This window comes from Paraburkholderia sp. ZP32-5 (assembly GCF_021390495.1).
GTDB lineage: Bacteria > Pseudomonadota > Gammaproteobacteria > Burkholderiales > Burkholderiaceae > Paraburkholderia.
In genome coordinates, this window is record NZ_JAJEJP010000001.1 from 1,613,828 (window position 1) to 1,635,822 (window position 21,995).

Below are 21,995 nucleotides of genomic sequence, written 5' to 3' on the forward strand. Positions count from 1 at the left end.
ATTCTCTGTGCTGACGATTTGCCCGCCGATGGCGCGTCTGCCGCCGCGGCGATTTGCATCCACCCGACATCAGTTGTGTCCCTCTTTGTCTTCCCGCCCAAACGCCGACATAATGTGCCGACCCGCGCATGATCCGCCGGCCACTTCCGCCAACAAGCACGCATGAGACTGACCACCAAAGGCCTGTTGCTGATTGCGATTCCTGCCGTCTTCGAACTTGCGCTGCTCTCCGGACTGGTGAAGGCGCAAGCCGACACGGCGCAGGCGGAGCGTTGGGCGATGCACAGCGAGGAGGTGCTGCGTCAGACCACCGCGATTCTCGATCCGGTGCTCGCGGAGTCCGTCGCGTTGCGCGGCGCGGTGCTCGCCAACGACGCGCGTTTCAGCACGCCGGTCGCGACGTGGGTGGACGTCGACCGGCGCATTGATGAGCTGACCGAACTCGTCGCCGACAACCCCGCGCAAGTCGAGCGCGTGGTCGAGGTGCGCCAGGCGGTGCAGGCATATCGCCAGTGGTCGGACCGGATCCAGGACCTGCTGCACGCGGGGCGGCGCAACGATATTCTCGAGCGCTTTCGCGACCTGGCCGGCGCCGACGTGCTCGATCGTTTCCGCTTGCAGATCACCGCGTTCCAGACCGAGGAGCGGCGTCTGGACACGCTGCGCTCGAACGCCGCCGGTGCCGCGCGCGAGCGGCAGCAAACATTGATCGTCGCGGCCGGCTTTGGCTCGCTGCTGTTCGTCGCGCTGGCCGTGTGGCTGTTCACGCGCGGCGTGCGCGGCCGGCTCTCGCTGCTGTCCGACAACGCCGGGCGTCTCGCCGGCAACGAACCGCTCGCGCCGCTCGGCCCGGGCCGCGACGAGATCGCGCGGCTCGATCTGACCTTGCATGAAACCAGCCGGCGTCTGCTCGAAGCCGAGCGTATCGAAGCGCGCTTTCACGCGGATCTCGAGCGCCGCGCGGCCGAACTCGTGCGCATCAACGAGACGCTGCGTCAGCAGACCCAGGAAAACGAGATGTTCATCTACAGCGTGTCGCACGATCTGCGCGCGCCGCTGGTGAACTTGCAGGGCTTCTCGAAGGAACTGATCCGCGCGTGCGACGAGTTGCGCGTGGCGGTGCGCGAATCGTCGCTGGCGGCGACGACGCGGCGGCGCATCGAGCGGATCGTCGACGAAGATATCGGCGAGGCGCTGCACTATTTGCAGACTGCCGTGCTGCGCGCGTCGCACATCATCGACGCGCTGCTGCGGCTATCGCGGGTCGGCCGCGTCGAGTACCGACGCCAGAGAGTCGACGTGCACGACATCGTGCAGCGCGTCGTCGATGCGATGCAGGGTTCGATCCGGGCGCGGCGCGCGCGTGTGAGTGTCGGCGAGTTGCCCGCGGTATGGGGCGACCCGACCGCGCTCGAACAGATCTTCGCGAACCTCGTCGGCAATGCGGTCAATTATCTGGATCCGGCGCGCGAAGGCCGTATCGAGATCGGCACGACGCCGGCACCGCCGGGCGTGCAATCCCTACGCATCTTCTATGTGCGCGACAACGGCCTCGGCATTCCGGCGATCGCGCTGCCGCGTCTTTTCAACGCATTTCAGCGGCTACACGGCAATGCGACGGCGGGCGAGGGCATCGGTCTCGCGCTCGTGCGACGGATGGTCGAGCGGCACGGTGGACGGGTGTGGGCGGAATCGAAGGAAGGGACCGGCACCACGTTTTATCTGTCGTTGCCGGAGGCCGGGGCGGCGGTGGGAGCGAGCGCGGGGACACGGGAGTTCGCGGCGGTCTCCGCGGCGGCCGCGGCGCGGGCGATTACGGCTGCACGTCCGCTATCGCGCGAGACGGGGAGCGCGCGTGTAGAACTGGAAGCACGTGAGTCCTCGGATACAGCCTCGAGTGGCAAAGCGCCCGTGCGTTCGGCCGACCCGGCGGCGGGCATCAGTACGCGGCAAGCGTGAGCTGGGCGGCAGCGCGTGCAGTCCAATCGCACGCGCTCGCCGCCGGACTCAATGCTCGATACGCGTGCCGAGCACGACGAGGAACTGCCGTAGCCACTCGGGGTGCGCGGGCCACGCGGGCGCGGTGACGAAGTTGGCGTCGGTGATTGCGGCGTCGACGGGAATGTCGGCGTATTCGCCGCCCGCCAGCTTCACCTCGGGCGCGCAGGCCGGATACGCGGAAATACGCTTGCCGCGAATCACGTCGGCGGCGGCGAGCAGTTGCGCCGCATGGCAGATCGCCGCGATCGGCTTGCCGGCCTCGGCGAATTGCCGAACGATGTCGATCACCTTCGGATCGAGCCGCAGATACTCGGGCGCGCGGCCGCCGGCAATCGCGAGCGCGTCGTACTGGCGCGGATCGATGTCGTCGAACGTTGCGTTCAGCGTGAACTGATGGCCCGGCTTCTCGGTATAGGTCTGATCGCCTTCGAAATCGTGGATCGCGGTCTTGATGCGCTCGCCCGCCTTCTTGTTCGGGCAGACCGCGTCGACGATATGACCGACTGCCTGCAGCGCCTGAAACGGCACCATCGTTTCATAGTCCTCGGCGAAGTCGCCGGTCAGGAACAGGATCTTCTTTGCCGCCATCGTATGCCTCCAGTTGATCAACGGGACACCGCGCCGAACTTCAGATGAGTATTGACGCACGGAGATGCTGACAGATGCTGGTTGATGCAGGGTGACGCCGAGTGATGCCCGGCCAGTCTACTCCATCACGTTTGACAGAACGGCGACGAGGCGAAGCGATGGCTGGGGCGCGTAACGCATCGGCGGTATCATGGGCGCGTCTTCGTCTGCACGAGCCGCATCGCGCGGCTGATACCCACACATGATTTCATCTATCTCCTCGTCGTTGTTGCGCCGCGCGGCGTGCGTGCTGTTCGTATTCGGCGCGCTGGCCGCATGCCAAAAAAACGACGCGTCAGCCGGGCAGGTCGCGGGCAAGCTCAACGACGCCGCCCAGGCCGCTGGCCAGAAGCTCGATCAGGCGGCGAGCTACGTCAACCAGCAGGTCGATGCAACGAAGTCCGCCGCGCAGCAAAACCTCGAATCGGCGTCCGCGCCGTCGATCAAGATCGATCCCGCGGCACTCGCATCGAGCGCGCAGGCCAATCTGCAGAATGCGGCGAGCGCGGCCAACGCGCAGTTGGGCAAGGCCGCGTCGATCACCGGCCAGGGCCTCGAAGTGGCGGGCCGCAAGCTGCAGGCGTGGTCGGCGCAGAATTCGGCGTCGTCAACCGCGCCGGGTGCGTCGACCAGTTCCGCCGATTCCTCCGATGCTCAGAAGCAGATGGATAAGTGACATGCGTACTGATCCATTCGAACGTTTGACGTCGGGAATAAATGTAATTACCATCGTTACACTTTGTCGTTGCCGGGCGGATTCGCTGTGAACACGAGTAGCCGGTTTGCATTTGCGGTACATGTGCTCGCGCTGTTGTCGCTGCAGGGCGGCGTGCCGCTGTCGTCGGAGATGATCGCGGGTAGCGTGAATACGAATCCCGCGCTGATCCGCCGGTTGCTGACGATGCTCGCGCAAGCGGGGCTGACCACGTCGCAGCTTGGCGCGGGCGGTGGCGCATTGCTCGCGCGGGCGCCTGAGCAGATCACGCTACTCGAGGTGTATCACGCGGTTGAAGACACGCAACTGCTTGCGCTGCATCGTGAGGATCCGAATCCGGCGTGCATGGTGGGGCGCCATATTCAGAGCGTGCTGCGCGGGGTGATCGATGAAGCGCAGCAGGCGATGGAAGCATCGCTTGGCACGCGCACACTGGCTGACGCGACCGCCGACGTGGTGCGAGCGGAAAAGCAGCGTGAGCGCAGGCGTCGCGCGCAGGCATGATGGCCGGGATGGCCTGCCGGCGCGGATGAGAAAGCGCAAGGAACAGTAGTATCGTGATGCGCGTGACGAGTATTGGCGGCACGCGCCTTAACCAGCAAACGGGGTAAATCCCCCGTTTTTTTCACCTTATATGTAACTACTATAGTTACATATAAGACATCGGGAGTACGTTGAAATGAGCAAGCAACTGAAGATCGCATTGTTTGGCGCAACCGGCATGATCGGTTCGCGGATTGCCGCGGAAGCCGCGCGTCGCGGGCATCAGGTGACGGCGCTCGTGCGCGACCCGGCGCGCGTGCCGGCCGGCGTCGCGAATATGCACGCCGAGCGTGCCGATCTGCTCGACGCTGCGAGCGTCGGCGCGGCCGTGCGCGGTCACGACGTCGTGGCGAGCGCGTATGCGCCGCCACAGAGCGATCTCGCGACGCTCGTCAAGGCGACGCACGCGCTGGTCGAAGGCGTGCGCGCCGCGGGTCTGAAGCGCGTCGTGGTGGTGGGCGGCGCGGGCTCGCTTGAGGTCGCGCCGGGCAAGCAACTGGTCGACGCGGATGGTTTTCCGGACGCCTATAAGCCGATCGCGCTCGCGCACCGCGATGCGTTCGACTACTACCACGGCGTCGCCGATCTTGACTGGACTTTTTTCGCGCCGGCCGCGCTGATCGAGCCGGGTGAGCGGACCGGCAAGTTCCGCACGGGCGCCAACACGCTGATCGCCGATGCGCAAGGCAATAGCCGCATTTCCGCGGAAGACTATGCGATTGCGTTTGTCGACGAACTGGAGCAGGGCCGTTTCATCCGCCAGATCGCGACCGTCGCGTACTGACGCAGAGGGCGAGCGCGATCGAGGTGTCGTTCGCGCTGCTCGTTGGCGTTCGTCGTACGTGAATGCGCGAGCGCATCGATACACGAATACGCGATTCGTAAATCGGCCACGCAGCCGCCAGATATCCCGACGCACACCCATCGGCGCTCGCGCAAGCGCCCTAACATTCGGTTACGCATGTTCGGGCGCGCAGGGCAAAACTGCGGCTACACTGGCGACTTCCGTTTTCCTACGGATTGCCATGCAGTCATGCCCGTTGCGGTGTGAGTCCGAGGCTGCACCGTCCGATAGCACGCAGCAGCCGGCGACCCGCACCGCCCCTCATTTTTCCTCCGACCCCGCCGACTGCGCGATGCAGCGCGAACTTCGCGAGCCTCACGAGTTTCGTGGCGACGCGCGCCGTCGAACGTCAATGCCCGCGAGACCCGCTAGCTGGATCGCCGCACTGCTGTGCGCGGCGCTGTTGCTATGCATCGGGGTGCTACCGCTGCAAGCCGCGGCCGCCGGACCCGCGGTCGGCACCGGCACGCCGGTGATTCCCGCATTGCAGAGCCTGATCAATAGCGCAACGGTCAGCGCGGCAGCGCCGGCTTCGGCGGCCTCGGGCGCCTCCGCGGCCGAAGCGGCGTCCGCGCCGTCGCCCGCCAGCCAGGCGGAACTCGCGCGTTCGCTCGACAGCGTGATCGCCACACTCGACAACGACCGCCAGCGCAGCGCGCTCGTCAGCCAGTTGAAGAAACTGCGCGACGTATCGCAAAACGCGGCGCAAACCGTCGGACCGGCCGCGCCTGCGCCACCGAGCCCGGGCCTGCTCGGCGCAATCGCATCGGGCATCGCGTCGTTCGAATCCGACGTGCATCAGGGCCGCACACCGGTGCGCTACTGGGGCGGACGTCTGAACGCGGCCGGCAACGAACTGTTCACGATCGTCTCAGGCCAGGGGCGCGAGAGCCTCGGCCGCATCCTGCTGTCGATGGTCGCGATGCTGGCCGGCTGGGGTGCCTGCGCGGGCGCGCTGATCTATCTGCAGCACCGGCTTTATCGGCGCCTCGGCATCGATTTCAAACTGCGGCCGAATCCGACCACGCGCGAACTGTTGATCTTCGCGCTGCGCCGCGTCGGTCCGTGGATCATCGCGTTTCTTGCCGCGCTGCTGTTCGTGCGCGCGATGCCGGATGCGCTCGGCCGCACGCTCGGCATGGTGGTCGCGTATGCGATCGTCGCGGGCGCGGTGTTTTCGGCGATCTGCCTGATCATGTTTTCGCTGTTCGGCTCGGGGCACCGGCGGGTCGCGGTGCGTCTGCTGATCGATCACGCGCGGCGCGTGCTGTTCGTGATCGGCGTGTGCGGCGCGCTCGGTGACGCGGCGGTCAATTACGACGTCGCGCATCAGCTCGGCTCGAATCTCGCCGCGCTGATTTCGACCGCGGCCAATATGACGGCCGCCGTGCTGACCGGCTATTTCGCGGTCGCGTTCCGGCGTCCGGTCGCGCATCTGATCCGCAACCGGCCCTACGAGCAGCGCAACGATCACAAGGCGGCGACCGACGCGTTCGACGTGCTCGCCGCGCTGTGGCACGTGCCGGTGCTCGTGCTCGCGGCTGCATCGGTGGTCGCGACGATCGGCGGCTCGGGTTCGAGCGAAAACGTGCTGCAGATTTCGATCGTCACCGCGCTGCTGCTGGTGCTGGCGTTTTTCCTGTCGGCGATCGTGCTGCGCATGACGCGCCCGCGCAGTGCGCGCGCGCGGCGCCGCTCTCCGTATCTGACGCGGCTGCTGCGGTTTTGCGGCACGCTGCTCACGCTGTTCATCTGGCTGTTTTTCTTCGAACTCGCGGCGCGTCTGTGGGGTGTGTCGCTGGCCGCGATGGTCGAGAAAAACGTCGCGGCGCGCGGCGTCGCGCATGCGATGACGGCCATCGTCGCGACGCTGTTCATCGCGTGGCTGCTGTGGATTCTGGTCGACACCGCGATCACCGAGGCACTCAATCCGGGCAGTGCACGCAACAAGGCGCGCGCGCCGAGCATGCGCGCACGCACGATGCTGCCGCTCGTGCGCAACGTGCTGCTGGTGACGATCATGATGATCGCCGGCATCGTCACGGCGGCCAATCTCGGCATCAACGTGACGCCGCTGCTCGCGGGCGCGGGCGTGATCGGTCTCGCGATCGGCTTCGGCGCGCAGTCGCTCGTGACCGATCTGATCACGGGGCTGTTCATCATCATCGAGGACACGATTTCGGTCGGCGACTGGATCGACGTCGACGGCGGGCACGCGGGCACGGTCGAACATCTGTCGATTCGTACCGTGCGGCTGCGTGACGGGCAGGGCGCGATTCACGCGATCCCGTTCTCGCAGATCAAGATCGTGAAGAACCTGTCGCGCGATTTCGCGTATGCGGTGTTCGAGGTGCGCCTGTCGTTCTCGACCGACGTCGATCAGATCATGGAGCTGATTCGCGAGGTCGGCGCCGAACTGATGGCCGATTTCCGTTACCGGCGCGAGATGCTCGGACCGATCGAGGTGTGGGGGCTCGACCGCTTCGATCCGAACTGGATGGTCGTCAAAGGGCAGATCAAGACGCGGCCGCTGCAGCAATGGAGCGTCGCGCGCGCGTTCAATCTGCAGCTCAAACGCAAGATGGACGAAGCGGGGATCGAGATTCCGGTCGCGCAGATGCGGGTGTATACGTCATCGAAGGATAGCGAGGGTGAGCCGTTGCGCGACGATGAAATGACGGGTTTTGTCGCGCCGGTCGATGGGCGGGAGAGCCGCCCTGCGCATGGTGAGTTACGTGTGCAGGAGCATGAGCGTGCCCATGAGCGGGATCATGAGTGGACGCGGCAAAGCGTGCGTGATCGGGCTGGGACTGTGATGTCGGCGCGGGCGCACGAAAGAACATACGACACGCCGTACGAAAGAGCGCACGAGCGGACTGACGAATGGACGCCGGAAAGTGCTCCTGAACGGAGCCGCGAGAGGGCCCATGAAAAGACCCACGAAAGGGCACATGAGAGCGCGCATACGAGTGCGCGCGAGCCGGCCGGCATTGGCGCTTCGCCGCACGCATCGACGCAGTTGCCGCTTGCGCCGGCGCGCGATGTATCGCACGAGCCGCGACCCGCGCCGCCGCCCACTGAACAGACCGCACCGGTTTCGCCGCAGATTCCGACGGCTGGCGATGCGAGCGGCAAGAGCTGATATGTGTGACGGTTTCCGGCGGGTTGCGCCTGCATCGCATCATTTCCGATGGCTGGAGATGCAGGCGGCAAGAGCTGAGACGCGAGACGGTTCCGGCGGACTGCGCCTGCACTTCCGCATGCGTGTTTCGTCAAACTAGCAGCGACAGCCGGGCGCGATTACCTCGATCGATACCGGCCGCTGCTGCAGCATGCTTGACGCCCATCGATCAAACCAATACCGCCGGATCGGCCACGCGCACGATGTCATTCACGCCGGTGCCGATCCGTGCGCCTTCGACGCCGTAGACATGCAGCGACACGGCGGCCGCCTTGCTGCTGTTGCCGAGCTGATGAATCGCGCCACGGCCGCCACGCACGAACGACACCGCGCCGCGCTTGCGCGCCTGCGAGCGCAACGGGTTCGCACAAGCCTGCGCGTCATTCCATTCGTAGATCGTCTCGCTCAGTTCGCCGTCGACCACCGCGTAACTGCACCACGTGTGGTGCCCATGCACGGGGCTCGCCTGGCCCGGCTGCCAGACCAGCGCGGCGACCGCATAGCGGCCGAGCGGATCGGCGGCGAGCAGGTGGCGGCGATAGCGTTCGGCCGAGCCTTCGCGTTGCTCCGGGCTGAGCAGATCCGGGTCGCCGGCCGCGTCCGCGAGCGCGATTCGCATGCTGCGCGCAAAGAACGTCGAGCGCGCCGATTCGGGAAACTTGGCGCTGGCCTCGAGTATCGCGTCCAGTGTGTCGCACAGCCGCTCGAGCGGCGCGCAGGCGCGGCGATCCGTCCCGCAGGCGGACGATGCGTCGGCGCCGAGACTGGCTGGATCGGTCAGCGAGGCGAGGAGGCTGGAGGTGCGCTCGAAACGGCTGGTGCGAAGATCGTCGCTCATGGTCGTAGTGCAGCGTGCCCGCTGCTTGTCGGCTATTTTCGGTACGGATATTTATACCCGTTTGACCGGAGAAAGAGTTTCCATATAATTCCCCTCAGGCTCTAAAACGTAGAATAATTTCCTATCTGGGGTGTCTTATGGGCATGGATATCATCGATCGCAAGCTACTGGAACTGTTGCAGGAAGACGCGACGATGCCGATCGCCGAACTCGCGCAGCGCGTGAATCTGTCGCAGACGCCGTGCTGGAAGCGGCTGCAGCGCTTGAAGGAGGCGGGCGTGATTCGCGCGCAGGTGGCGCTGTGCGACGCGCGCAAGCTGGGAGTGGGCACGACGGTGTTCGTCGCGGTGCGCACCAACCAGCACACCGAGGCGTGGGCCACCGCATTCACGCAGGCGGTGCGGGACATTCCGGAAGTGGTCGAGGTGTACCGGATGAGCGGCGAGACCGACTATCTGCTACGCGTGGTGGTATCCGATATCGACGACTACGACCGGATCTACAAGCGGCTGATCACGGCCGTGCCGCTATACGACGTGAGTTCGAGTTTTGCGATGGAACAGATCAAATATTCGACGGCGCTGCCGGTGCGCTCTTCTGCAGTAACGTGAAAACCGCCGGCTACGTGCGCGGTGCCGGCCGGTTGCCAGATGATCGTCAGGCAGTTGCCTGGCACGGTAACGGTTGATGCGCATCGCCGTGAGTGGGTGCGGCGCTTGCTGGGTCGAAGACGAGCGCCACGTGTTTCGCATCCTCGCCGGTGCTGCTGGCTGCAAGCCGTGTGCAAGCTCAGTGGGCGTAGAATTCCGCCTTCCGTGACCCATCCGCGATTACTTCGCGAACCGAGCCTGCTTCATGAACAAACCGCCGCGCAAGAAGAACCCGACCTTTGGCATCGCCGTCTTTATCGTGGTCGCGATCCTGCTGGTGATCGCCACGCTGTTCTATAACGCGATCCACGAAAAGCACGAGGCCGACAGTCAGGACGCGCAGGGGCCTTCGGTGGCATCGCAGGCCGCGGCAGCCGCCAACGCGATGAAGCCCGCGAGCGGCGCGGCGCAGTAACGCGAGGCCGCTTCCGGTCTGCTTTTCGTCCGCTCCCCGTCTGTTCCTGGTTTGCTCCCCGGGCTCACCCGCGGCCGTTCGCTCGCCGATCCCGGCTGCTTCCCGGCCAGCTCCGGTTTCACTCGTCCGGCAGCCGGATGATGCTCGCATCCTTGCGAATCTGCGCCGACGCCGCGAGCATCTGCTTGCACTGGTGAGCCAGTTGCTTCATGTCATGCACGGCATCGGCCGTATAGTCCGGCGATTTCTCCGATGCGACGACCATCGCATCGAGTTCGCGAGTCATCAGCTTGATCTGTTCGCTTTGCTCGCCGGGCAACGCGGTGCCGGCTTCGGCGGCAGTGAGGTTGTCACGCACGAGCGTGAGCGCGCGCTGCAGCGGCTGTAGCGAGATGTCGTCGGCCTGCTGCCGTTGTTGCGCGGACGTGCGCAGCAATGGCGCGGCGGCGGTGATCTGCGACGCAAGCACGTGGCTACGCACGAGCAGACCGTTGAGCTCGGGCACGAACTTCTGCGCGGATTTCGGTTCGAGCATCATTCGCTGGAACGCCTGTCCGAGATTCGCGAATGCGACGTGGACGTTCTTGCGCGCGAGCCGGTAGCGATAATCGCGATCGAGCGCGGTGGCCGCCGCGGCCGCTGCTGCCGACGCGCCGCTGGCGGAGCGGGCGGTCGCATTGGTGATGGTGGCGGGGTTGCTGGCGTTGGCGGCATTGTTCGGGGTTGCGCTTGTGGTGGAGTCGGCGGTTGGTGGTGCGGCCACGGCGACGTCGGCAGCCATCCTTGCGTCGGCTTCAGTTCTGATCGCTGCGCCAGTCCCGACCGCACCAGTGCCGGCACCGGCATTAGCCCCAGCACCCGCACGCGCCCCAGCGAACGCCGGCCCCGCAAAACCAATCGCCGGATCAGCCATCGCCGCTGCCGGCGCGCGCGCGCCGGCTTCGGTCACGGCAGCCACGACGGCCGCCGCCGGCTTGCCGCTCCACCACCAGCTCGCCTCCAGATACTGCCGCGTCGCGCTGATCATGTTGTTCACGAGCTTGCCCATCAGCCGGTATTCCCAGTACGGGAACAGATGGCTCGCTGCGATCGCGATCGCGCAGCCGACCACGGTGTCGATCGCGCGCTCGCCGATGATGCGCATGCTGCCCGGCGCGAGCAGATGAAACAGCATCAGCACATACGACGACGTGAACACCACGCTCGCGGTGTAATTGAACAGCAGCAGGCTATAGCTCATTACCATCGACGCGAACATCACGACCATCAGGATGTGCGGCTCCTTCACGAAGATGATCAACGCGATGCTCGCCGCGCAGCCGATCAGCGTGCCGATGATCCGCTGGCCGTTACGCTGCTTGGTCAGCGAATAACCCGGCTTCAGGATGATGACAGTGGTCATCACGATCCAGTACGCGTTGGTGAGCGGCAGCAGTCGGCCCAGCCAGAAGCCGATGGCGACCGCGATCGTCACCCGCAGCGCGTGACGGAAGCTCGGCGAGGCCATCGTCAGATTCGAGAAGATCTGCCCGAACGGCACGCGACGGCTCGATACGAAGCGGTTGAGCGCTTCGTCGATGCGCAATTCGGTTTCGGTCGCGCTTGGTTCGGTCGTCAGATTGCGGCGCATCTTGTCGATCAGCCGCGTAGCGCTCCAGATGCGCCGGAAATTCGCCGAAACCGCCGAATACGCCTCCGGGTTCTGCGCGGGCAACGACTGCTTGCGCATCAGCTCGATTTCATACTCGATCGCCCGCAATTCGGCCTTCACGTTCACGCGCTTGCGCGGTGCCTGATTCTGCAGCACCGCGAGCCCGATTTCTTCGAGATCTTCGGCTGCCTTGCGGATCAGGTCGCGATAGAACACCAGCAGATCGGAGCCGCCGAACGTGCTGCGCACCAGCGTGTAATCGGTTTGCGCGCCGACGAACAGTTCGTGCAGATCGACGGTATTGATGAACAGGTTGTACAGCATCGCGCGGCGCGGTTCGAGCTTGCCGCGTTTTAACGTCGGCAGATTGCGCAGCACGATGTCGCGCGCGGCGTCCTGGCGTTCGACCGTAGAGATCTGCTTGTCGACGAGATTGCGATAGCACTCGTCGAGATCGTTGTCGAGGTCGTAAAACGCGGCGCGCGCGAGCAGATAGTCGGCGCACGCGAACACGCTTTCGGCGAGCGCCTGCTGCTCGATGCGATGCATCATCCAGCGGCTCACGAAGGTCGACCAGTACGTGTACCAGAGGCCGCCGAGCAGAATCCACGATGCATTGACGAGCGCCTGCATCGGCGTGAAGTGCTCCTCGAGCGTCATGATCATCATGAACAGCGTCGCGAAGCTGATTTGCGGCCAGCGGTTGCCGTACACGACGATCAGCGACAGCACGAACGTGAGCGGCACGACGGTGCACCACAGCGCCACCGGATTGACGGTGGCAAGCCCGGTGGCGAGCGCGGACAGAAAGCCGATCACCGTGCAGGCCAGCATCTCGTTGTGCTTGTATTTCAGTGGGCCCGGCATGTCGACCACGCAGGCGCCGAGCGCGCCGGTCGCGATCGTGAAGCCGAGTTCACGATCGTGAAAGACGATCAGGCACAGGATGGCCGGTAACGACACGCCGACCGCGATACGCAGCCCTCCATAGAAGTACTGGCTATAGAGGAATTTTTTTATTTCGACCGAATAGCGCATCGACTACCTGGAATCCGTTCACCGAGAGAACCGAAGTTGAAAAGACAGCGCGAAACTGCCGTTGAGTCTAACTGATTTTGCCCGCGTTCTGACCTCGGCCGTTTGGCCAGGTTATGCCCTGGGAGCGCGTTTGTTATGCTGTCGCTTCAATGTCCGCCATGGCTTGCGCATGCCTCTCGCGAGCCGGCCGCGTGCCGCTTCTTCGTGCAGCATCTGATCCGGAATTCATGCTCCAGCTCTTCTATTCGAACCGCTACGAAACGCTGGTCGGCGCGCTGCTCGATGACCTTGCGCGCGCGCCGTCCGACCCATGGACCGCGCAGCCCGTGATCGTGCCGAGCGCGGCCGTGCGCAGGCGGCTCGAACTCGATATCGCGACGCGCCAGGGCATCTGCGCAAACATTAACTTTTGTTACCTCGCGCAATGGCTGTGGGCACAGATCGGCGGCGTGATCGAGGTGCCGCGGCATTCGCCGTTCGCGCCCGACCGGCTCGTGTGGCGCTGTTACCGACTGCTTGGCGACACCGATGAGTCGCAGCCGTGGAACGCGTCGCCGCGTCTGCGTACCTATCTCGACGCGGCGGACGCGTCGATGCGCTACGAACTCGCGCAGCGCGTCGCGACCGTGCTCGATCACTATCTGACCTATCGCCCCGAATGGCTGCTGCAGTGGCAGAAGGGCGGCTCGATCTTCGCGGGTGGCGCATCGGAGCACGGTGCGCCCGATACCGGCCCGCGTCTCATCGGCGCGAGCGAGGCGGCGCGCGAGGACGAGCGCTGGCAGGCCGCGCTGTGGCGCGCGGTGCTCGCGGAAGTAGCACAGACCGCGGAGCAGGCTACGAGGCACGCGCATACGCCTGCTATTGCGCTGCCGCCCGCGTACCGTTTCCTCGATCAGATCGGCACGCTCGATCTCGAAGCGATCTCGAACGCGCGATGGCCGGAGGCCGTCAGCGTATTCGCGCTGCCGACCATGCCGCCGCTGCACATCGAGTTGTTGCGCGCGCTGTCGCGCTGGGTCGACGTGCGTTTGTACGTGATGAATCCGTGCCGTGAATTCTGGTTCGACGTCGTCAGCGAAGGCCGCGTGCAGGCGCTCGACGCAGCGGGGCAACTCGACTATCAGGAGGTCGGCCATCCGCTGCTCGCCGAATGGGGACGGCAGACCCAGGCGCAACTGCACATGCTGCACGAACTGACCGAGAGCGCCGCGTCCGCCGAAACCGGCGACTTCACCGAAAACCCCGAGCCGAGCTGGCTCGCGGCGGTGCAGAACGGCATCCTCGATCTGCGTGCTGAGATCGACGTGGATGAACTGCCGATCGAGCGCGGCATCGAGGTGCACGTCTGCCATAGCCTGTCGCGCCAGCTGGAAGTGCTGCATGACAGGCTGCTTGGTTGGTTCGACGAATTCGACGATCTGCAGCCGTCCGATGTGCTGGTCGCGGTGTCCGACCTGGCAGCCGCCGGCCCGCTGATCGATGCGGTGTTCGGCACGACGCCCGCCGGCGATACGCGCCGCATTCCGTATCGGATTACCGGCTTGCCGCCATCGCAGGCCAATCCGGTCGCGCGTGTGCTGCTCGACTGGCTCGCGCTGCCCGAGCGCAGTGTCGGCGCGCCGGACCTGATCGAATGGCTGCGCGTCGACGCGATCGCCGTGCGCTACGAAATCGATCCCAGTTCGCTCGAAGCCGCGCAGGAATGGCTGGCAGCGGCGGGCGCCCGCCGCGGCCTCGCGCCGCTCGAACCGGTTGGCGAAAACGTGCCGGTCGCGCGCCACACGTTCGCCGATGCGCTCACGAGGCTCTATCTCGGCTACGCGATGCCGCCCGGTGGCGAGCCGGTCGATGCCTGGCTGCCGGTCGAAGGCGCGGGCGGTTCGAACGCCGAGTTGCTTGGCCGGCTTTCGCGTTTCGTCGACGATATCGAAGGCTTCGCCGCGCAGTGCGCGATCGAGCGAACGCCGGCCGAATGGTCGCGGCTTTTGCTCGAAACGCTCGCGCAGTGCTTCGACGGCGGCGTCGAGTTTGCCGACGCGCTTGCCGCGGTGCGCGACGCGATCGATGCGATGAGCGACGCGATGCAGGCCGGCGCGCAAGATGTGCCGTTGCCGGCGTCGGTGGTGCGCGGCGCGCTGACTGAAGCGCTGGACGACCCCGCGCGCGGCGGCGTGCCATGGGGCAGCGTCACGTTTTCGTCGCTCACCAGCCTGCGTGGCTTGCCGTTTCGCGTCGTCTGTCTGCTCGGTATGGACGATGGCGTGCTGCCGTCGCTCGCGCGTGCCGACGAGTTCGATCTGATGGCCGCGTTCGGCAAGGCCGGCGACCGTCAGCGTCGCGACGACGAGCGCAATCTGTTTCTCGATCTGCTGCTTGCCGCGCGCGAGCACCTTTTCATCGCCTACACGGGCCGCAGCATTCGCGACAACGCACCGCTGCCGCCGGCCGCACTCGTCGACGAACTGCTCGATTACCTCGCGCAGGTATCGGCCGGCGAGGGCGCGAGTCCGGCGGAGGTCGACCACGCACGGCGCGAATTTATCGTCGAGCATCCGTTGCAGGCATTCGCGTCCGACTATTTCGCCTCGAAGCCCGATCTCTTCACATACGACGCCGACCGCGCCGAACTGGCGACGCTGCTCGCCGAACCTCGGCATCCGGGCGCCGCACCGTTCTTCGACCAGCCGCTGCCGCCCGAAGATACCGACGAAGCCGAGTTCGACGACTTCGTGCGCTTCTGGCGCCACCCCACGCGCGCGCTGCTGCGCGATCGTCTCGGTATCGCGCTAGCGGATGCGCAGGGCGAATTGCTCGACACGGAACCGTTCGATCTCGACTACGCGGGGCGCGATGCGCTCGCCGAGCGTCTATTGCCGGTGCTGCTCGACGCCGGCATCGAAGACGATGTGATGAATGCCCGCGTGCAGCGCGTGGCCGAGGCGAGCCCCGAGCTGCCCGGCGGCGCGACCGGCGCGGTCTGGCGCGCGCGCGAACTCGCAGCGTTGCGGCAACTGGCGACGAGCGTGCGCCGCGAAGTGGCGTCCGGCATCGAGCGTTTGCCGTTCGTGCTCGATCTCGCACCGCGCTGGCCCGATAGCACCGCTGCTGCCGATAGCCCGGACTTCGCCGTCAAGCTGTTCGGCGCGCACGACGCGCTGCTACACGAGGCCGCCGAAACGCCGCTGAAATTGCGCGGCACGTTGAACCTGCTGACCGGAACCGGGCAAGTGATTTTCCGTTACGCGAAACCGAGCGCGCGCGACTATCTGTCCGCGTGGCTCGCGCATCTGGTCTATTGCGCGGCGCAGCCGGATGGCCCGCGCCGCACCGTCTGGCACGGCAGCGGCGAGAGCTTCGAGTTCGCGCCGGTCGCGGCACCGCTCGACGAACTCGCGCCGCTCGCCGCGCTGTTCAAGGCCGGCCGCCGGCTGCCGCTGCGCTTTTTCCCGAAGAGTGCGTGGACGCGGATCAGCGAAAGCGAATCGGCCGCGCAGGGTGTGTGGATCAACGACCGCGTGCGCGGAGAATCCGACGACCCGGCGCTGCGCATCGCGCTGCGCGGCACGCCGCTGACACTCGACGAACCGTTCGGCAGTCTCGCCGCAATCGTCTTCGAGCCATTGATCCAGCATCTGCGGAGCGCATCATGAGCGACGCGCTGCGCCATCACACGCTGGTCGCCGATGAACTTGACGTGTTTGCCTGTCCGCTCGACGGCGTCAATCAGATCGAAGCGTCGGCGGGTACCGGCAAGACGTGGAATATCTGCGCGTTGTACGTGCGTCTGCTGCTCGAAAAGAATCTGAACGCGGATCAGATCCTCGTCGTCACGTTTACGAAGGCCGCGACCGCCGAATTGCACGAGCGCATACGCGGACGGCTCGCCGAGCTACATCGCGCGATCGAGATGGACGACGACGGCGGCGACCCGTTTATCCAGCGGCTGTTCGAAACGACGCTCGCGCCCGAAAACGGTATCGAGCGTGAGGCTGCGTTGAAGGTGGTACGGCGCGCACTGCGCACCTTCGATCAGGCTGCGATCCATACGATTCACGCGTTCTGTCAGCGCGCGTTGCAGGAAGCGCCGTTCGCCGCGGCCATGCCGTTCGCGTTCGAGATGGAAGCCGACGACGCCGCGCTGCGTTTCGAACTCGCTGCCGATTTCTGGCGCGAGCAGGTCGAGCCTGTCGCGCACGCTCACCCGGCGTTTGCCGCCTGGCTGGTCGCGAAGCGCGCCGGGCCCGCGTCGCTCGACGAACAGCTCGCGCGGCGTCTGAAAAAGCCGCTTGCGCAATTGCGCTGGGGCGGCGTGGACGTGAGCAGCACGGGCGCTGACGCGCAAGCCGGCTTCGATGCCGCCTGCGCGATCTGGCAAGCGGAGCGCGACGCGATCGTCAGTCTGCTCGCCGAAGCCCAGGAGCGGCTGAGCAAGACCTCGCACAAGCCCGATCACGTGAGCGCGGCGATCGCCGCGTGGAGCGATTACTTTGCGCAGGGCGACTGTCATGCGCCACCGCCGCGGGCCGCGGTGAAGCTGACGGCATCGGCGTTGAAGAAGGCGACCAAGGTCAAGTTCGAGCCGCCCGCGCATCCGTTCTTCGAGCATGCCGAAGCGCTCGCGGCCGCGGTGGTTGCGGCCGAAGCCGCGCAGCGCGCGCGCTGGCTTGGGCTGATCCAGACATGGCTCGACTACGCGCCGGCCGAACTGGTGGCGCGCAAGCGCACTCGTCGCGTCGTGTCGTTCGACGATCTGCTCGCGAATCTGTACCGTGCGCTGGCCGCTCATGGGTGGCTCGCCGATGCATTGCGCAGCCGCTATCCGGCGGCGCTGATCGACGAGTTTCAGGATACCGATCCGCTGCAGTTCGCGATCTTCAGCCGGATCTTCGCGCCCGCCGGGCCACTGTTTCTGGTCGGCGATCCGAAGCAGGCGATCTACAGTTTTCGCGCGGCCGATCTGCACACCTATCTCGCCGCTCGCGCATCCGCATCCGCGTGCTACACGCTCGCGGTCAACCAGCGTTCGACCGCGCCGATCGTCGAAGCCTGCAACCGCATTTTCGAAGCCAACCCACAGGCGTTCGTGCTCGACGGGCTCGACTATCAGCCGGTTCGCGCGGGCGAGCGGCGCCGCGCGCCGTTTGCCGATCCGGACGCAAGTGGCGGCGATTTCCGCGTCTGGACGCTGCCGCAAGGCGACGCGGCGCTGAGCAAAGCGGCCGCGCAGCGCGCCGCGAGCGAAGCGTGCGCGGCCGAGATCGTGCGGCTGTTGCGCGGTGCGCGCGAAGGCGCGGTGACGATCGGCGACAGGCCACTCGCGCCCGGCGACATCGCGGTGCTGGTGCAGACCCACAAGCAGGGCAGTCTCGTCAAACGCGTGCTCGCCGCGTGGGGCGTCGGCAGCGTGGAGCTTGCGCAGGCCTCGGTATTCGCGACGCTCGATGCCGAGCAGATCGAGCGCGTGCTGGCCGCAATCGATACCCCCGGCGATCTGCGGCGTTTGCGTGCCGCGCTCGCGACCGACTGGCTCGGGCTCGACGCCGCCGCGCTGTGGCGTCTCGCGCAGGTCGCCGATGCGCCGGTGGCGCTCGACGACCCGCTACAGACCACCGATGCAATGGGCTGGGTCGAGCGTTTTTCGCGCTATCGGATGCTGTGGCACGAACGCGGCTTCGCGGTGATGTGGCGCACGCTGATGCGTGAGCTGCGTGTCGCGCAACGGCTCGTCGCCGGCCCCGATGGAGAACGCCGTCTGACCAATGTGAATCACCTCGCCGAACTCGTGCAGGCGCGCGCCGCCACTCAGCCGGGCATCGCGCCGACCTTGCGTTGGCTCGCCGCGCAGCGCGACCAGGGCGGTGGCGAAGAGGCGCAGTTGCGGCTCGAATCGGACCGCAATCTGGTGCAGATCGTGACCGTCCATAAGTCGAAGGGCCTCGAATACGCGGTCGTGTTCTGTCCGTTCCTCAACGACGGCGGCTTGCGCGAGCCGCCGTCGTCGGGCTTGCCCGATGCGCGCGAGTACCACGACGACACCGGCGATGCGGTATTGCACTACGGTTGCGACGATGAGGAAGCGGAGCGCGCGTCGCGTTACGCGGTGCGCGAGCAGGCGGCCGAGCGCGCGCGTCTCGTCTACGTGGCGCTCACACGCGCGGTGTATCGCTGCTATCTGGTTGCGGGCACCTATCTGTCGTCGCGTTCGACGAAGGAGTCGCGCCGCAGTGTGCTGAACTGGCTCGTGGGCGGCGCTGCTCACACGTTCGATGCGTGGCTCTCCGAGCCGCCTGACGAGGCCGCGTTGGCGGCAAGCTGGCAGGCGCTCGCAGGCGGCCCGGTGACGTTGCAGCCGTTGCCCGAAATCACGCGCCGCACGCCGCTCGAAATTCTGCAGGATCACGGCGCGCATCTGCACGCGCGCGCGAATCGCCGGCTACTGCGCGATCAATGGCGGATGGCGAGTTTCAGCGGCCTGATCGCGGCGGGCAGCAAGAGCGCGGACGCCCACGCGCATGTGCCGCAGGAGGAGGTACGGCCCGATCACGACGAGATTGCCGACGCGCTCGAAGCCGCGCCGCTGTTTGGGCCGCTGTCTGTGCAGCTGTCGGCCGCGACCACGCATGCCGACGACGACATCCTCGCGTTTCCGCGCGGCGCGGCAGCCGGCGACTGTCTGCATCGCATGTTCGAACTTGCCGATTTCACCGAGGCGAGTACATGGCCCGATGCGATTCGCGGCGCGCTGCGCGAGCGTCCGGCACCGGCCGAGCCTGAACTCGCCGCGCGCCTGCCGGCGATGATGCAGCGGTTGATCGGCGATATCGTGTCGACCGAACTCGTGCCGGGCATGACGCTCGCGCAGCTCGATCCGCATCGGCGTCTGAACGAACTGGAGTTTCTGTTCGCGGCGCCGTCGCTCGACTTTCCGGGGCTGCGCGAGTTGCTGATCGAGTACGGCTACCCGGACGTTGCGCTGGAGCCCGGCGTGTTGCGAGGCTTTGTCAAAGGATTTATCGACATGATCGTCGAGCACGACGGCCGCTTCTGGATCGTCGACTGGAAATCGAACCATCTCGGCGACACGGCCGCCGACTATGCCGGCGCGCCGCTCGAAGCGGCGATGGCCAGCCATGCGTATCACCTGCAGGCGCTGCTCTATACGGTTGCGCTGCATCGCTATCTGAAAACGCGCGTGCGCGATTACACGTACGACACGCATATCGGCGGCTATCTATACCTGTTCGTGCGCGGCGTGCGGCCGGACTGGCGCGACGCCGACGGTCCGGCCGGCGTGCACAGGCGGCGCGCACCGTTTGAACTGGTCGCGCTGCTCGACGCAGCGATGATCGGAGGTGGCGCATGAGCGTGCTCGAACAAGGCGCGGTGCCGGCGCTCGGCCTCGAGGACATCGGGGTCAATCTGCCCGCGCCGGCTGATTTCAGCATCGCGCTCGCGGAGGGATTCGCGCGCCGCATCGGCACGCTCGCGCGGCGCGGCGGTGCGTCGACCGAGGCGGTGAAGTGGGCGGCTCGCGGCGCGTTCGCCGCGAGCCGCGCGACCGCCGAGGGGCATGTGTGCGTGCCGCTCGCGATGCTGGCGCGGCGCTTCGAGGCGTCGAGCGCCGAGGTGCGCGCGGCGCTGCTCGCGAGCGGCATGGCGAGCGATGGCGAGCGACGCGCGGCGGCGTTGCGGCCACTCGTGATCGATGCGCAGGGGCGGCTGTATCTGGCCCGCTACTACGATTACGAGCGTCGTCTGGCGCGCGCGCTGGTTGCACACGCAAAGGGCGAGAGCCCGGCGGCGGATGCGGATGGCGACACCGATCCTCAGGCATTGCGCGCACGTCTGCTGCGCTATTTCGGGCCGCCGAAAGACGACGAAGTGGATTGGCAACGCGTCGCGGCGGTGATGGCGTTATCGGGGCGGCTGACGATCGTCAGCGGAGGACCCGGTACCGGCAAGACCACGACCGTTGTCGGCGTGCTCGCGTGCCTGCTCGATGCGCGCGCCGATCTGCGCATCGCGCTCGCTGCGCCGACCGGCAAGGCGGCGCAGCGGATGCAGGAGGCGTTGCTCGCGCGCGCCGGCGATTTGCCGGCCGAACTGGCCGCGCGTCTGCCGCAAACCTCGTACACACTGCATCGTCTGCTTGGCTCGGGGCCCGGCGGGCGCTTCCGCCATCATCGCGACAATCCGCTGCCGTACGACGTGGTCGTGATCGACGAGGCGTCGATGATCGACGTCGCGATGGCCACGCACCTGCTCGATGCGATCGCGCCGCGCACGCGCGTCGTGATGCTCGGCGACAAGGACCAGCTTGCGGCGGTCGAGGCCGGCGCGGTATTCGCCGAACTCAGCGCGCGGCCGTCGCTTACTCCGCGCGGCTTGCGGCGCGTCGCGCTGGCGCTCGATATCGACGAAGAGCGGCTTGTGAACGCGTTGCCGCGCGAGTCGCATCGTGATGCCGATGGGTTGCCGCCGGAAGCCCCGTTCGTGCCCGCCGGCATGCCGGAAACATTCGAATCCGACCCGTCGGGTGATCTGTTCGATAGCGTAATCCCGGATCCAGTTGAACGGACCGAGCGAGCCGCGCCGCAAGCAAGCATCGGCGATCCGCTCGCCGACTGCGTCGTCTGGCTCGAACGCAACTACCGCTTTGGCCTCGAATCCCCGATCGGTCGTCTGTCGCTCGCGATTCGCAACGGTTCGGCGAGCACCGCGCTCGACGTCTTGCGTATCGACCCGGCTGAAACTTGCGCGGCGGCGCTGTATGAAGACGCGCACACCGCGCTGGCCGAGCGCACCGTTGCGCGGCTTGCCGCGGGCTTTGCGCCGTACGCCGATGCGCTTGCCGCGGCGCTCGCCACCGATACGCCCGACCCGTTGCCGCTGTTCGATGCATTGAACAGCTTCCGCATCCTGTGCGCGACCCGCCTCGGGCCGCGCGGCGTCGATCAGGTCAATGCGGCGATGGCGGCCCAGGTGCGACGCGCGGCGGGAGTCACGCTCGCGGTCGGCGCGCAGTGGTTCGCAGGGCGGCCCGTGATGGTCACGCGCAACGACTACGCATTGGGCCTGTTCAACGGCGATATCGGCATCGCGTTGCCGGGCGCGGGCGACGCGCTGCGTGTGTATTTCCGCACCGGCGACGGCGGTCTGCGGGCGGTGTCGCCGGCCGCGCTGCCGCCGCACGACACGGCCTTTGCGCTGACGGTCCACAAGTCGCAGGGCTCGGAGTTCGAGCACGCGGTGCTGGTGCTGCCGGCCGCGTTCAGCCGGGTGTTGTCGCGCGAACTGGTGTACACGGCGATTACCCGAGCGCGTGAACGCGTCGAAGTGATCGGCGCGCGCGCGGTGCTTGCTCAGGCGATCACCACGCCGACGCAGCGCGATTCGGGTCTGGATGCGCGGATCGCCGATGCGTGGCGGCGCGCGGATGAAGGCGGGTAGGGAAGCGGCGGGTTCGAATGCGGTGAGTCTGAATACGCG

The 21,995-nt window shown here is 66.4% G+C and carries 13 protein-coding genes; 10 read left to right on the forward strand and 3 right to left on the reverse strand.

Annotated elements, in window-relative coordinates; all coding sequences use genetic code 11:
* Positions 1-162 precede the first annotated feature (162 nt).
* Positions 163-1,959 (forward strand): sensor histidine kinase, encoded by a 1,797-nt coding sequence (locus L0U82_RS06835; RefSeq protein ID WP_233829352.1) that lies wholly within the window; start codon positions 163-165, stop codon positions 1,957-1,959.
* Between the two features lie 48 nt (positions 1,960-2,007).
* Here L0U82_RS06835 and L0U82_RS06840 read toward each other — a convergent pair whose 3' ends face one another.
* Positions 2,008-2,589 (reverse strand): DJ-1/PfpI family protein, encoded by a 582-nt coding sequence (locus tag L0U82_RS06840; protein ID WP_233829353.1) that lies wholly within the window; start codon positions 2,587-2,589, stop codon positions 2,008-2,010.
* A gap of 241 nt (positions 2,590-2,830) precedes the next feature.
* On the opposite strand from L0U82_RS06840, the gene L0U82_RS06845 reads away from it, so the two are divergent.
* From L0U82_RS06845 to L0U82_RS06860, 4 genes are all read left to right on the forward strand, one after another.
* On the forward strand, positions 2,831-3,304 hold the full coding sequence (locus L0U82_RS06845) for a hypothetical protein (protein WP_233829354.1): 474 nt from the start codon (positions 2,831-2,833) through the stop codon (positions 3,302-3,304).
* An 87-nt stretch (positions 3,305-3,391) separates the two neighbouring features.
* The gene (locus L0U82_RS06850; RefSeq protein WP_233829355.1) at positions 3,392-3,847 is read left to right on the forward strand and encodes an Rrf2 family transcriptional regulator; all 456 of its coding nucleotides are present in this window, start codon (positions 3,392-3,394) and stop codon (positions 3,845-3,847) included.
* A 175-nt stretch (positions 3,848-4,022) separates the two neighbouring features.
* Positions 4,023-4,670, forward strand: a complete 648-nt coding sequence (locus tag L0U82_RS06855; protein WP_233829357.1) for an NAD(P)-dependent oxidoreductase — start codon at positions 4,023-4,025, stop codon at positions 4,668-4,670.
* A 241-nt stretch (positions 4,671-4,911) separates the two neighbouring features.
* Positions 4,912-7,872 (forward strand): mechanosensitive ion channel family protein, encoded by a 2,961-nt coding sequence (locus tag L0U82_RS06860; RefSeq protein ID WP_233829359.1) that lies wholly within the window; start codon positions 4,912-4,914, stop codon positions 7,870-7,872.
* Positions 7,873-8,080: 208 nt separating this feature from the next.
* Here L0U82_RS06860 and L0U82_RS06865 read toward each other — a convergent pair whose 3' ends face one another.
* Positions 8,081-8,749 carry a cysteine dioxygenase family protein gene (locus tag L0U82_RS06865; RefSeq protein ID WP_233829361.1) on the reverse strand — a complete coding sequence of 223 codons (669 nt, stop codon included), beginning with the start codon at positions 8,747-8,749 and terminating at the stop codon, positions 8,081-8,083.
* A gap of 137 nt (positions 8,750-8,886) precedes the next feature.
* Here L0U82_RS06865 and L0U82_RS06870 point away from each other — a divergent pair, with 137 nt between their 5' ends.
* Both L0U82_RS06870 and L0U82_RS06875 read left to right on the forward strand, forming a co-directional pair.
* Positions 8,887-9,360, forward strand: coding sequence for an Lrp/AsnC family transcriptional regulator (locus L0U82_RS06870; RefSeq protein WP_233829363.1), 474 nt, complete (start codon positions 8,887-8,889; stop codon positions 9,358-9,360).
* Positions 9,361-9,604: 244 nt separating this feature from the next.
* The gene (locus tag L0U82_RS06875) at positions 9,605-9,814 is read left to right on the forward strand and encodes a hypothetical protein (RefSeq protein WP_233829364.1); all 210 of its coding nucleotides are present in this window, start codon (positions 9,605-9,607) and stop codon (positions 9,812-9,814) included.
* Between the two features lie 118 nt (positions 9,815-9,932).
* On the opposite strand, the gene L0U82_RS06880 is transcribed toward L0U82_RS06875, so the two are convergent.
* The gene (locus L0U82_RS06880) at positions 9,933-12,503 is read right to left on the reverse strand and encodes an FUSC family protein (RefSeq protein WP_233829365.1); all 2,571 of its coding nucleotides are present in this window, start codon (positions 12,501-12,503) and stop codon (positions 9,933-9,935) included.
* Between the two features lie 227 nt (positions 12,504-12,730).
* Here L0U82_RS06880 and recC point away from each other — a divergent pair, with 227 nt between their 5' ends.
* Genes recC through L0U82_RS06895 form a run of 3 tightly spaced genes read left to right on the forward strand, consistent with a single transcriptional unit; the run spans position 12,731 to position 21,956 of the window.
* A complete protein-coding gene (gene recC / locus L0U82_RS06885; protein WP_233829366.1) occupies positions 12,731-16,156 on the forward strand; it encodes an exodeoxyribonuclease V subunit gamma in 3,426 nt (1,141 codons plus the stop codon).
* On the forward strand, positions 16,153-19,869 hold the full coding sequence (gene recB / locus L0U82_RS06890) for an exodeoxyribonuclease V subunit beta (protein WP_233829367.1): 3,717 nt from the start codon (positions 16,153-16,155) through the stop codon (positions 19,867-19,869). Before recC ends, recB begins: the two co-directional genes overlap by 4 nt.
* Complete coding sequence (locus L0U82_RS06895; RefSeq protein WP_233829368.1) at positions 19,866-21,956, forward strand: AAA family ATPase; 2,091 nt, start codon at positions 19,866-19,868, stop codon at positions 21,954-21,956. The genes recB and L0U82_RS06895 overlap by 4 nt, the downstream gene beginning before the upstream one ends.
* Positions 21,957-21,995: the final 39 nt, after the last annotated feature.